This is a genomic window from Paraburkholderia sp. SG-MS1 (genome assembly GCF_012275575.1).
In the GTDB taxonomy this organism is placed as follows: domain Bacteria; phylum Pseudomonadota; class Gammaproteobacteria; order Burkholderiales; family Burkholderiaceae; genus Paraburkholderia.
The window spans coordinates 44,871-57,253 of sequence record NZ_NPIH01000201.1; the positions used below are offsets into that span (position 1 = coordinate 44,871).

Below are 12,383 nucleotides of genomic sequence, written 5' to 3' on the forward strand. Positions count from 1 at the left end.
TGTCGAACGGCTGACATCCATCTTACGAAATGGGGAGGCGCGCAGGTGCAACGAGTTGAAGACGTATGTAACAGCAGGTTACCCGCCGCAGCTTCGCACGCCTGACGGCATGAACGCTCGGCGGGTTGAAGCCGCTCAGGCGCCCAGCGCGACCGCTTCAGCGGCGGTCACCGCCAGCAGTTGATGGATTTGCGCGACCACCGCCGCGCCTTCCCCGACCGCCGCCGCGACCCGCTTGGTCGAGCCGGCGCGCGCGTCGCCGATCGCGTACACACCCTCGACCGTGGTGCCGAGATCGCAGGTCGTCGCCGCGCCGTCCGCGCTGGCGCCGGTCAGCACGAAGCCCTTGGCGTCGAGTTGCACGCCGCAGGTGCGCAGCCAGTCGGTGTTCGGATCGGCGCCCGTGAAGAGGAACAGATGCCGGGTGTCGAAGTGATCGACACCGTCGGGCAGCGGCTTTTTCAGGCCGACCGAGGCCAGCCCGCTTTCGTCCGCTTCGAGGCGGCCGATTTCCGAATTCGGATGCACGAACACGTTCGGCAGCGAGCGGATGCGATCGATCAGATAGCGCGACATGGTGGCTTCAAAACCGCTTCGGCGGATCAGCACGTGGACCTTGGCTGCGTGCGTCGCCAGATAGACGATCGCCTGGCCGGCCGAATTGCCGCCGCCCACCAGCACGATTTCCTGGCGCTTGCAAAGTTTGGCTTCGACCGGCGAGGCCCAGTAATAAACGCCCCGTCCGTCGAAGCGGTCGAGACCTTCGAGCGCCGGCCGCCGATACACCGCGCCGCTCGCGATCACGATCGCGCGCGCGGTGATATGCCCGCCGCACTTCAGTTCCAGCCGATACGGCGATTCCGCGCAATCGAGCGCCTTCACGTGGACCGGAATTGCGACATGCGCGCCGAACTTCTGCGCCTGCACGAACGCACGGCCCGCGAGCGCCTGGCCGGAGATGCCGGTCGGAAAGCCCAGGTAGTTTTCGATCCGCGAGCTGGCGCCGGCCTGGCCCCCGGGCGCGCGACTGTCCAGCACGATCACCGACAGGCCTTCCGACGCCGCATACACCGCGGTCGCCAAACCCGCCGGCCCGGCGCCGACGATGGCGACATCGTAGATATGCGAGTCGTCGAGGTCGGGCAGCAGGCCGAGGCAAGTGGCGAGTTCCGGCATGCTCGGATGACGCAGCACCGAACCGTCCGGACAGATCACGAGGGGCATGTCTTCCCGCTGCGCAGCAAACTGCTCGATCAGGCGCAACGCGTCTTCATCGCGTTCGTCGATCACCGAGTGCGGATGGCCGTTGCGCGACAGAAAACCTTGCAGCATGACGAGCCGCGCGTCGCTGCTATTGCCGATCAGGATCGGCCCGCCCGCGCCCTTTTCGATTAGCGACACGCGCCGCAGGATCAGCGCGCGCATGATGCGCTCGCCGAGTTCGGCCTCGGCGACGAGTAGCGCACGCAGCCCTTGAGGCGGAATCAGCAGCGCTTCGACGCTAACGAGCGCGAGGCCGTTCACCAGCGCGGGCCGCCCCGACAACTGACCGACCTCGGCAAGAAAATGCCCCGGACCATGTTCGCCGATCACCACTTCGCGCCCGATGCCGTCGCGCTGATAGACCTTCACGCGTCCTTCGAGCAGCACGAACATGCCGGGGCCGGTGTGGCCGGTCTCGAACATCAGTTCGCCGGCCCCCCAGTGGCCGATCTCGCCGAACCGGCGCAGGCGGTCGATTTCCGCGCAGGTGAGTTGGGGGAACATCTGGTGCATGCGCGTCGAGAGCGACGAAAACGGCGCGTCGGCGACTACCGCTTGTTGTCCTTCAACGTCTTGAGCCGGAACGTCCTGAATCGAAAGCATTGAACCGCTCCTTCGGTGTTTATTGATAGAGCGAACGGGAGCGCGGCGGCGCTGTCGAGCCGGGCTAGACGGCCTTCGGCTCGATCTCGTCGATCGCCACTTCGGGTGGCGGCATGTCGCGCAGCGCTTCGACCGGTTTGCCCGAATCGCGCCAGGCTTCCATGCCGCCGCGCAGCGGCAGCACATCCGAGAAGCCGGCCTCGTTGAGTTGCTTCGCCATCCATGCCGCGGATATTTCGTTCGGGCAGGAACAGTAGATCACCAGTTTCTGATCGTGCGGATAGGTTGCGACGATCTCGTCGAGTTGCCGCTCATCCGCGAATTTCGAGCCCGGAATGATGAATGGGTCGAGCTTGCGCTTTTCGTGCGAACGGATGTCGAACAGCACCGGCATCTTGCCCGCCGCGAACAGTTTCGCGAGTTCGTCGACTTCGATGCGCGCGGCCGCGAGCTTCGAAATCAGCTGGCGCCGCCGGATCCACCGGTAAGCCGCGTACGCCATCAGCAGCGCGACGGCCACGAGTGCCGCCGTGCGGCCGAGCCGCCCGGCGACCACGAACAGCATGTCGATCTGCCGCGCGAACAGCGCGCCGACGATCAGCCCCGTGCCGGACCACAACGCGGCGCCGATGCTGTCGTATGTGAGAAAGGTGCGGTAGCGCGTGCCCATTGCGCCGGCCATCGGAATCGACACGATCGACAGGCCCGGCACGAACTTGGCCACGGCCAGCACGCGCACGCCCCAGCGGCCGAAAAAGCGCTCGGTCTTCTTTACGCAAGTATCACGCGACAGCGACAGCCGGCAAATGGTTTTCAGCGTATTGCCGCCGTAGACGCGGCCGGCGAGATACCACGCGCTGTCGCCGATCAGCGTAGCGAATATCGACAGAATCAGAACCGGCAGCAATTGCGTGCCCACCGAGCCCGGATGCATCGCAGCCATTGCGCCGAACAGCACGAGCGACGGCATTGCCGGCACCGGCAGCCCAAGAGAGGCGGCCAGCACGTTGGCGAAGACGAGCGCCGGCCCGTATTGCTCGACGAGATCATGTAGCATCGACTTACATCCGCGGCCCTTGCGGGCGCGGCGCAGGAAAGGAAAGCAAAGGAGAATGCAAAGATTATGGACGCATTTTGAAGACGTGCAAACGGCTTGAAAATATGCCCGATATCCGCGTGTGAATTGCGTCCGGGCGGCGCGCCGATGGCCGGGCGCGCGGATTAGCGGCACGAGCGGAACAATGAGAAAAGAGCGAGACTCGCGCGGCATGCCAAGGCGCGAGTCAGTGTCACCGAACGTGGGGAGTCTCGACCCCCGGCACTCCCGTATTCACTCCGGTTGGTGAACCGGCTTCCACGGACAACACGCGGCACGCGCGAGCGAGCGCCATGCCGCGCAGATCAATTCATTGACGATGGTTGTGCTGTTCGCCCGGCAATTCGGCGCCATGCGCGCGGATCGCGGCAATCAGCTCGGCCGGCGTGATTTCGTAGCGCACTTCGCGGTGTATGCCCGGTTTGCGCTCGTCGACCTCGACCAGAAGAATGCCTTTGCCGTCTTCTGTCGATTCGAGGCGCAGCGAGCGGAGTTCGCGAGCCGTTGCGTCGTCGTATTCGGTGAGCAGGGCCATTGACCCGGAGGACCCGGTGATGCGCATCGAGGTTGTCCTTAATCCGTTGTTGATCGAGCCATTGTACGGGCAGGGTGGCGCGCCGTCTGTCGCGCGATGGTCACGCTTGCGTGCCTACCTGCTAGCCGGGATGCCGCAGCGTGTTGCCTGGCGCGGTTCGCCGGACAGCGCATGCCGTGACAGCCAAGCGTAGTGTTCAGTTTAACGCGACTCACCGCTACGACGGATGCATTTTTCGTGCCCCGCGGCGGTGCGACCGTTGTCCCTGACTGTCATGCTGCTGACGCACGACCTGGTTAAAACCGGCGAGCTAGCGGGGCCCGCGAAGCCGCTCCAGTTCGTCCAGCTCGCCCGCGCGCAGCGGGGCGTCGCCAGCGAGAAAAAACTCGTCGAGTTGCGGCGGTGCGACCGAAGTGCCGCTCAGCATCGCATGAACTTGCCCGCGATGATGGATCTGATGAACAAACAGGTGCGCCAGCACGCCCCCGATGATTTCATGCTGGATGCCCACCGATGGGCCGCGGTCGATCCGCACGTCGCGTTGCAGATCGCCGTCGACGAGCGACTCGCAGAAGACGAGCAGGCGCTGATCGCTCCGCGCTTGTGCATCGGACAAGTCGGCTGCGCGCGGATAGGGCAATTCGTTGTCGAAAATGGCGAGCCCTTCGCCGCCGTTGATCAGGGCGTCGAAGTAATACCGGTCCACCAGCAGGATGTGATTCAGCGTGAGTTGCAGCGACGGAAAGAAGCTCACCCTGCGCTCGGCAAACGCTTCGTCGGTCAAGCCGAGGCAGGCGCGGTAAAGGCGCAGATTCGACCACGCGTTATTGCGCGCCATCGCGGCAAAATGCGCGGCGAGCGCAGTGGCGTGGGTCGGGTCGGAAGGAGTCACGTCGGTCTCCCCTGGCGGAAAAAGTCCCAAGGCGAACTCCAGTGTGAGCGGAGCATCGGCGCGCGGCAAGTCCCCGGCGGTTCCCGTATTCCCTCACTGTTCAGTCGCCGCGTTGCCGCGTCGGGCGGGCAACAGCGTATCGCAGACGCTTCAACGCGTCCCGGCGACCCACCCGCGCAAAAAAAATAGCCCGTCCGGAATGGGGCGGGCCATTAAACGCCGTTGTTACTCGGGTCAGCCTGCCCTTGCAACGATGGGTGCTGACGATGTCATCCTCATGCGCCAATAGTAGGCTGTCGAGGTGGGAGTAACGCCGATCTATCAGACCAATGTCGCTTCTTCGCGCTCGATGTCGCGCGCGTTTGCGTGAGCGCCAGGCATGGCGTGGCGCGTGACGCCGGGCACCACGCGGCGCGTTCCGCCCGCCGCACCCGGCGCGGGCGCGGCCTCGGCGACCGTGAACAGCCGCACCGCTTCATCGAGCACGTCGGCCTGTTCCGCGAGACGTTGCGCGGTCGCCGCCGCCTGCTCGACGAGCGCGGCGTTCTGCTGGGTGGCGCCGTCCAGATGCGAAACTGCCTGATTGACCTGGCGAATCCCCTCGGCCTGTTCGCTGCTCGCGTTGGCCACTTCGACGATGATCGACGACACGCGGCCCACTGCCTCGTCGATCGCGCGCATCTGCGAGGTGGTGCGTGCGACCAGCTCCGTGCCCGCGGCCACTTCGCTCGCGCTCGCTTCGACCACTGACTTGATTTCCTTCGACGACGCCGCACAGCGTTGCGCGAGCATCCGCACTTCACCCGCGACGACCGCGAACGAGCGGCCCGCGTCGCCCGCGCGCGCAGCTTCGACGGCGGCGTTCAGCGCGAGGATGTTGGTCTGGAACGCGATGCCGTCGATCACGCCGGTGATGTCCGCGATGCGCCGCGACGCATCGGTGATGCCGGCCATGGTCTGCTCGACCTGACCTGCGATCCTGCCGCCTTCGGCCGCCGCCGCCTGGGCGTCGCGCGCCAGATCGAGCGCGCGTCCACTGGCGTCGGCGTTGGCTTGCACGGTGGTGGTCAGCTCGTCCATGGTGGCGGCGGTTTCTTCGAGCGACGCCGCCTGCAACTCGGTGCGGCGCGCGAGATCGACGTTGCCGCTGGAAATTTCGCGCGCGTTGTCGAGCATGCCGGTAATCTGCGCGCGCACATCGTAGACGATCGCCGCGAGGTTGGCCTTTAGCTGGTTCAACGCCTGCAGCACGTCGCCGAGATCGTCATGACGCGCGATTTGCAGATCGGCGGTCAGGTCGCCTGCGGCAAGACGGGTCGCGAAGCCCGACATGTCGTCGATCGGCGCGGCGAGCTGGCGTGCCAGCACGCGCCAGGACAGGACGCTGATCGCCGTCGCGACGCCGAACGCGATCCAGAAGGGCGCGGGCGGTGTGCCCTGCCATGCGACGAGACCGGTCAGCAGCAACGCCAGCGGCGTGAGCGCGTAGCCGGCAGCCGCGCGGGTCGCAACCGGCAGACGCATCAGCGCCTGCAAACGCCCGGCGAGCCCGGTGCGCACCACCACGCCCCGGCGTAACGCCACGCCGCGTGTTTCTCCCGAACGCATGCGTGCATACAAGGTTTCGGCGGCGCGCACCGCTTCACGCTCGGGCTTCACGCGCACGCTGAGGTAGCCGACCACCGCGCCGTTTTCGACCACCGGCGTGACGTTGGCGCGCACCCAGTAGTGATCGCCGTTCTTCCGGCGGTTCTTGACGAGAGCGGTCCACGGACGGCCTTCGCGGATCGTCGTCCACATGTCGGCGAAGGCTTCGCGCGGCATGTCCGGATGGCGGATCAGATTGTGCGGCTGGCCGATCAGCTCGTCGCGCGTAAAGCCGGACACGGCGATGAAGGCCGGATTGCAGTACTGGATGCGGCCGCCCAGGTCGGTCGCCGAGACAAGCATGTGGGACGACGGAAATTCGTACTCGTGCCCAGTGACAGGCTGATTGTTGCGCATGGCTTTCCTTGCTGATGCTGACGCGCGTGAGCGCGGTGCTTACATGAGTGCAAGGAGTAACGGCAATTAACCCCGTGAGCTTGAGGGTCTCCCACTAATCCACTCAGGTTTATCGAGCATGTAGCCGTTAATACAGGGTTACTTCGATAGGGGTGAAGTGGCTGTCGAAATTGGCGGCGCAAGGGGCGTGGCGGGGATTGGCGCGCGTTTCGCAGCCGGCCTTCAGCGCGGGCGCGGACGATCAGCGCTGAAGGCCGGCCGGCGCGCGAGCGCTGCTTCGCGGTAGGACGCGAAGCGGGTGTCGCCGGGCGCGGTTGCCCGCGACCGCCTGCATGACATTCCCGGCCGCGGCGAATCGGGCTCAGCCCGGCCGTTTCGCGATGAAGTCGATCTCGACCAGCGCATCGCGCGCGAGCGCGGTGACGCCGATGCAGGTCCGGGCTGGCAGCGCGTCGGCGGGAAAGTAGGCGCGGTAGATCGCGTTCATCGACGCGTAATCGCGTTTGAATTCGGTCAGAAAGATGCGCGCGGCGACCACGTGCTGCAAGCCGAGGTCGAGGCCTTGCAGCACCAGCACGAGATTGTCCATCACGCGGCGCGTTTGCGCGACGACGCCGTCCGGCAAGGGCGCATCGTCGTCGGTGGGCGAGGTCGGCATCTGGCCGGTGACGAACACCCAGCCGTCGGTTTCGGTGGCGTGGGAGAAAGGCCCGACGGGCGTCGGGGCCTGCGGGATCATCCAGAAGGTGGGGCTCGAGGTCATGGGAAGGGTCGATGTGGCGTATCGATGATTGTCGAAACGCTACGCTAACCGACCAAAACTCCCCGTGGCGCGCCGCGTGGATCGCTGAGCGCAAGGGCTCAGGCACCCGCCGCGCCGCGCATCACATCAAACCAGTCCGGTGGCGTAGTAAACCGCGATGACGAAGAACACGGCCAGCGTCTTGATCACCGTGACCGCGAAGATGTCGCGATACGACTGGCGGTGCGTGAGTCCCGTGACCGCCAGCAGCGTGATCACCGCGCCGTTGTGCGGCAGCGTGTCCATGCCGCCGCTTGCCATCGCGACCACGCGGTGCAGCACTTCCAGCGGAATATGCGCGGCTTCCGCGCCCTTGATGAACACGTCGGACATGGCCGCGAGCGCGATGCTCATGCCGCCCGACGCCGAGCCCGTGATACCCGCGAGCGTGCTCACCGAAACCGCGGCGTTGACGAGCGGATTGGGGATGCTCTTCAAGGCGTCGCTCACCACGATGAAGCCGGGCAACGCCGCGATCACGCCGCCGAAGCCGTATTCCGACGCCGTGTTCAACGACGCCAGCAACGCGCCCGCCACCGCGGCCTTGGTGCCGACGGCGAAGCGCGAACTGACGCGGCCGAACGCCGTCGCCACGACCATCACGATGCCCAGCAGCAGCGCGCCCTGAACCGCCCAGATGCCGACCAGGCTCTTGACCGTGGTTTCGACCGGCGCATGAAGGCCCGGCAGGACCTCCGGCGTGATCGTGAAGGTCGGGCCGTACCAGGTGGGAATCCAGCGGGTCAGCAGGAAGTTCGCCACGCCCACCACCACGAGCGGCGCGACCGCCAGCAACGGATGCGGCAGTTCCTTCGATTCGACGCGCTCCGGCTCGTTGACGAGTTCCGTGCCATAACCTTCACCGGTCGCCATCGCGGCGCGGCGGCGCCATTCCAGATACGTGAGGCCGACCACGATGATGAACAGCGAGCCGATCACGCCGAGCGTGGGCGCGGCCCACGAGGTGGTCTTGAAGAAGGTGGTCGGGATGATGTTCTGGATCTGCGGCGTGCCCGGCAGCGAATCCATCGTGAACGAGAACGCGCCGAGTGCGATGGCGCCGGGCATCAGACGCTTCGGAATATTGCTCTGGCGGTACAGCTCCGCTGCGAACGGATAGACGGCGAACACCACCACGAACAGCGAGACGCCGCCGTACGTGAGCAGCGCGCACACCGCGACGATTACCGCATTGGCGCGCGAGCGGCCGATATAGCGGATCGCCGCCGCGACGATCGACTCCGAGAACCCAGACAGTTCGATGACCTTACCGAACACGGCGCCAAGCAGGAACACCGGGAAGTACAGCTTCACGAAGCCGACCATCTTGTCCATGAAGATGCCGGTGAAAACCGGCGCGACGGCGGCGGGCTCGGTCGCCAGAACGGCGGCAAGTGCGGCGATTGGGGCGAACAGAATGACGCTGTAGCCGCGATACGCGGCAAACATCAGAAACGCCAGCGCGGCGAGGACGATAACGAAGGACATTGAGTCTCCAAAGCTTGGTTGTTCTACCTATAAGCCATCCTGACGGTGCGTCGGCACGGCGCCCGCGAAATGCAGGTTCCGTGCCACGCCAACGGCCCCGGCCGATGCGTCGGTTTGCGCAGGCCGATGCGGGAAGCATGGCGCGCCGATTGTACCCAAACGTCTACAAAACGGGACGTAAATCAACCGAAGATCAGGCGAACTGAGGTTAAACCCTTATAAAACGGGCATACCGGCCATCTCGTCGATGAGATAGGATTGTCTCAAAATCGAGACATCGACAATTGAACGATACCCGGAGACAACGACAACATGATGAATGACTGGGCGGGCCTGCCTGCGATCTACGGCGACGTCCTGCGCCGGGCGATGGAGTCGCTCTTTCGCACGTTCGAAAATTTCAGCGAGGGCACCTTCATCGTCGACGCCGACGCGCGCGTCGTCTGGATCAACAAGCGTTATGCGGCGCGCTTCGGTTTCTCGGACCCGCAGCAGGCGATCGGCCGTGATTGCGAAGCAGTGATCCCCAACAGCCTGATGCGCGAGGTCGTCCACACGGGCAAGCCGATCCTGCTCGACATCATGGAGACGGACCGCGAACCGCTCGTCGTGACGCGCTTGCCGCTCAAGGACGACGCCGGCGCGACGGTCGGTGCAGTCGGCTTCGCGCTCTTCGACGAGTTGAAGGCGCTCACGCCGCTCTTTTCGCACTACTCGCGCGTCCAGGAAGAACTGATCGCGACGCGCCAGTCGCTCGCACAGGCGCGTCGCGCGCGCTATTCGTTCGGCAGTTTCGTCGGCACGAGCGCGGCGTGTCTCGAAGTCAAGCGCCAGGCGCGCCGCGCCGCGCAGCTCGAATCACCGGTGCTGCTGCTCGGCGAAACCGGCACCGGCAAGGAACTGCTCGCGCATGCCATTCACGGCGGCTCGGCGCGCGCGAATCAGCCGCTCGTCACGGTCAACGTCGCGGCGATCCCCGACACCCTGCTCGAAGTCGAATTTTTCGGCGCCGCGCCCGGCGCGTACACCGGCGTGGACCGCAAGGGGCGTGTCGGCAAATTCGAGCTCGCGAACGGCGGCACGCTGTTCCTCGACGAAATCGGCGATATGCCGTTGCCGCTGCAGGGCAAGCTGCTGCGGGTGCTGCAGGACAAGGAATGCGAGCCGCTCGGCTCGAACCGGATCGTGCGCGCCGACGTGCGCATCATCGCCGCCACCTCGGCCGATTTGCCCGCGCTGGTCGCGTCGGGACGCTTTCGCGCGGACCTGTTTTATCGGCTGAACGTGCTGACTATCCATGCGCCGCCCTTGCGCGAGCGGGCGTCCGACATCGAAGCGCTGGCTTACGCGATGCTCGAGGACCTGTCGACGCAGACACGCGGCGGCAGCCACTTCGAATTGCAGGACGATGCGTTGCGCGTGCTGTGTTCGTATGGCTGGCCAGGCAACGTGCGCGAATTGCGCAACACGCTGGAGCGGGCCGTGATGCTATCCGACAGCGAGCGGATCGACGCACGGACACTGGCGCCGTTCGTCGGCTCGGCCCCGTCCGGGAAGCAGCGTTACAACGAGCCCGACGCGGTTGTCCGCGCGGGCGCGCCGACGCAGCCGCAGGCGCTGGTCTCCTGGAGCGACGCGATGGCCGCATTCGAAAAGCGCTTCCTGAGCGACGCCTTACGCGCCAATGGCGGCCGCGTAATCGACACCGCGAACCAGATAGGGATGGGCCGCGCGACGCTCTATAAAAAGATCGCGTCATACGGCATCGAAGTTTGAAAAGTCCCGTGCCGCCGGATGACGCAGCGCAATTGCCGCGTGGCACAATCGCGGGATCGAAAAACAAGACGTGACCGGGGTTTCAAATGAAACGCAATCTCTCCTCCTTCGCGTGTCGCGCCTACGCCACGCTGGCGGTCGGCGGCATGGCCGTGCTGAGCGGTTGCAGCAGCAGCGCGCCGTTGTTTCTACCGGATGGTCGCGCCACCACGCTGGTGCAATGCCCGGCCGGCTCCGATTCGTGCTCGCAGCAAGCCAGCGCAAGTTGCGGCGGCGCGTTCGATGTGGTCCGCCAGTCCACCGCGAGCGGCACGCTCAATCTGATCTACGCCTGCCGCGCCAGGTAACGCGCATTCGCACAACGCTGGGCGCATAGTCGGCGAGTCTGGCCTGATCCGCATTCCCTGACCTCGGTTCGCAGTTCGGCAATGCGCGCGGGCATCACGCGCTTCGAACCTGCCGGAAGCATTCCTTACTTCGCGCCACGTTCATCGCAAAATGCACATGCTCGTCATAAACAGCGGTGTTTAATATGAATCCGTTCAGCGGTTATTATGCGTAACGCGTTTTAGCGGCCGAACACGGTCCTCTTCGGGAATTGTTTCCGTCACGCCAACGCGGAATATGAATTAATGTCCGATTAGGATTATTGCAAAGGGTCGGTGCGGAACCTAACGGAACATCAGGTTTGCGAGCAGTATTCTTTTCTTATTGGTTCGGGGTTTAACCAAGAAGCATAATTTTCCGAATTTTTGACGCGGCAGACCGTCAGGAAGGATTTTCCGTTTTACAACAAGGCTCGCTCGCTTGACACCGCGCGGCACGTAATCTGCTTGCATTCATGCTTTAAGACTAATTGAATAGAAAACGGGGAAGCAATGAATCATCACCAACTCGAAAAAGATATCGAACATCTGGAACACGTTATTTCGCATATTTCGGCGCAAGATCGGATCCCGCTGTCCTATTGGCGCAACCGGATCGATTCTGTTTCCGACGCGGTCCGTGTGCCGGCGCAAGCGAGCCGAATCAAACGGCTTAACGATGCGCTTTCGGCATTGGAAGGTCGGCAAAAAGCCTAATACCCGCGGCAGTGAATAGCCGGCGTATCCCATTGAAGCCCGTCACGTTTTCTGCGGGGACAACGGCACGCCATGGCTCGACACTTCGCGCCATTCGTCCAGGACCAGCATGCACCCAGCAGGACTTTCCGCGACCCGTCTGACGGCCTTGACCAATGCGCTGCAAGGTTATGTAGAACGCGGCGAGGTGGCGGGCGTGGTGTCGATGGTGTGGCGGCGCGGCGAGATCGGTTATTTCGAGCCGCTCGGTTGGCGGGACGAAGCCGCGCGCCTGCCGATGGAACGCGACACGCTGTTTCGCATCGCCTCCATGACCAAGCCGGTCACCAGCGCCGCCATTCTGATGCTGATCGAAGAAGACCGGCTCGCACTCGACACGCCGATTTCGCTGTGGCTACCCGAACTGGCCGCGCCGCGCGTGCTGCGCGACCCCGCTGGGCCGCTCGACGAAACCGATCCGGTCAGAGCGCCGCTCACCGTGCTCGATCTGCTGACGCATCGCGCCGGCTTCGCGTACCACTTCACCGCGACCGGGCCGTTGGCGCAAGCGTACGCGGCCGCGTTCAACGGCTTCGAGGCTCAGGCGGACAGCGGTGCCTGGCTTGCCCGCATCGCCGCATTGCCGCTGATGTTCCAGCCGGGCTCGCGCTGGCACTACGGCCTCGCGACCGACGTGCTCGGCGTGCTGATCGAACGCGTGAGCGGCATGCGGCTCGGCGAGTTTTTTCGCACCCGCATTTTCGAACCGCTCGGCATGCGCGATACCGCGTTCTGGGTGCCCGGCTCGCAACTGACGCGGCTGGCCGCCGCCTATGGCGTCGAGCCGGGTACGCGGCGGCGCG

At 64.8% G+C, this 12,383-nt stretch carries 11 protein-coding genes; 4 read left to right on the plus strand and 7 right to left on the minus strand.

Annotated features, from left to right (window positions below):
- Positions 1-135: 135 nt before the first annotated feature.
- The 7 genes from CIC12_RS15730 to CIC12_RS15760 form a co-directional block, all read right to left on the minus strand.
- Positions 136-1,866, minus strand: coding sequence for an FAD-dependent oxidoreductase (locus CIC12_RS15730; protein ID WP_168665004.1), 1,731 nt, complete (start codon positions 1,864-1,866; stop codon positions 136-138).
- A 64-nt stretch (positions 1,867-1,930) separates the two neighbouring features.
- Entirely contained in the window at positions 1,931-2,923 is a 993-nt protein-coding gene (locus CIC12_RS15735) for a DedA family protein/thiosulfate sulfurtransferase GlpE (RefSeq protein ID WP_168665005.1), read from the minus strand.
- A gap of 349 nt (positions 2,924-3,272) precedes the next feature.
- Positions 3,273-3,524, minus strand: coding sequence for a hypothetical protein (locus tag CIC12_RS15740; protein WP_121320058.1), 252 nt, complete (start codon positions 3,522-3,524; stop codon positions 3,273-3,275).
- Positions 3,525-3,807: 283 nt separating this feature from the next.
- On the minus strand, positions 3,808-4,335 hold the full coding sequence (locus tag CIC12_RS15745) for a DinB family protein (RefSeq protein WP_168665015.1): 528 nt from the start codon (positions 4,333-4,335) through the stop codon (positions 3,808-3,810).
- Between the two features lie 375 nt (positions 4,336-4,710).
- Entirely contained in the window at positions 4,711-6,393 is a 1,683-nt protein-coding gene (locus CIC12_RS15750) for a methyl-accepting chemotaxis protein (protein ID WP_168665006.1), read from the minus strand.
- 361 nt (positions 6,394-6,754) lie between these two features.
- Entirely contained in the window at positions 6,755-7,156 is a 402-nt protein-coding gene (locus CIC12_RS15755; RefSeq protein WP_168665007.1) for a RidA family protein, read from the minus strand.
- Positions 7,157-7,282: 126 nt separating this feature from the next.
- The gene (locus CIC12_RS15760; protein WP_168665008.1) at positions 7,283-8,683 is read right to left on the minus strand and encodes a GntP family permease; all 1,401 of its coding nucleotides are present in this window, start codon (positions 8,681-8,683) and stop codon (positions 7,283-7,285) included.
- A 312-nt stretch (positions 8,684-8,995) separates the two neighbouring features.
- Here CIC12_RS15760 and CIC12_RS15765 point away from each other — a divergent pair, with 312 nt between their 5' ends.
- The 4 genes from CIC12_RS15765 to CIC12_RS15780 all read left to right on the plus strand — a co-directional run.
- Complete coding sequence (locus CIC12_RS15765; RefSeq protein WP_168665009.1) at positions 8,996-10,459, plus strand: sigma-54 interaction domain-containing protein; 1,464 nt, start codon at positions 8,996-8,998, stop codon at positions 10,457-10,459.
- Positions 10,460-10,545: 86 nt separating this feature from the next.
- Positions 10,546-10,806, plus strand: a complete 261-nt coding sequence (locus tag CIC12_RS15770) for a hypothetical protein (RefSeq protein WP_168665010.1) — start codon at positions 10,546-10,548, stop codon at positions 10,804-10,806.
- Between the two features lie 531 nt (positions 10,807-11,337).
- The gene (locus CIC12_RS15775) at positions 11,338-11,541 is read left to right on the plus strand and encodes a hypothetical protein (protein ID WP_168665011.1); all 204 of its coding nucleotides are present in this window, start codon (positions 11,338-11,340) and stop codon (positions 11,539-11,541) included.
- A gap of 109 nt (positions 11,542-11,650) precedes the next feature.
- On the plus strand, positions 11,651-12,383 hold a 733-nt coding region (locus CIC12_RS15780), incomplete at its 3' end, for a serine hydrolase domain-containing protein (RefSeq protein ID WP_168665012.1).

Bases quoted from the DNA above. Each gene is read 5' to 3' on its own strand.
- CIC12_RS15730 (WP_168665004.1), bottom strand. From the start codon at position 1,866: ATGCTTTCGATTCAGGACGTTCCGGCTCAAGACGTTGAAGGACAACAA.
- CIC12_RS15735 (WP_168665005.1), bottom strand. From the start codon at position 2,923: ATGCTACATGATCTCGTCGAGCAATACGGGCCGGCGCTCGTCTTCGCC.
- CIC12_RS15740 (WP_121320058.1), bottom strand. From the start codon at position 3,524: ATGCGCATCACCGGGTCCTCCGGGTCAATGGCCCTGCTCACCGAATAC.
- CIC12_RS15745 (WP_168665015.1), bottom strand. From the start codon at position 4,335: ATGGCGCGCAATAACGCGTGGTCGAATCTGCGCCTTTACCGCGCCTGC.
- CIC12_RS15750 (WP_168665006.1), bottom strand. From the start codon at position 6,393: ATGCGCAACAATCAGCCTGTCACTGGGCACGAGTACGAATTTCCGTCG.
- CIC12_RS15755 (WP_168665007.1), bottom strand. From the start codon at position 7,156: ATGACCTCGAGCCCCACCTTCTGGATGATCCCGCAGGCCCCGACGCCC.
- CIC12_RS15760 (WP_168665008.1), bottom strand. From the start codon at position 8,683: ATGTCCTTCGTTATCGTCCTCGCCGCGCTGGCGTTTCTGATGTTTGCC.
- CIC12_RS15765 (WP_168665009.1), top strand. From the start codon at position 8,996: ATGATGAATGACTGGGCGGGCCTGCCTGCGATCTACGGCGACGTCCTG.
- CIC12_RS15770 (WP_168665010.1), top strand. From the start codon at position 10,546: ATGAAACGCAATCTCTCCTCCTTCGCGTGTCGCGCCTACGCCACGCTG.
- CIC12_RS15775 (WP_168665011.1), top strand. From the start codon at position 11,338: ATGAATCATCACCAACTCGAAAAAGATATCGAACATCTGGAACACGTT.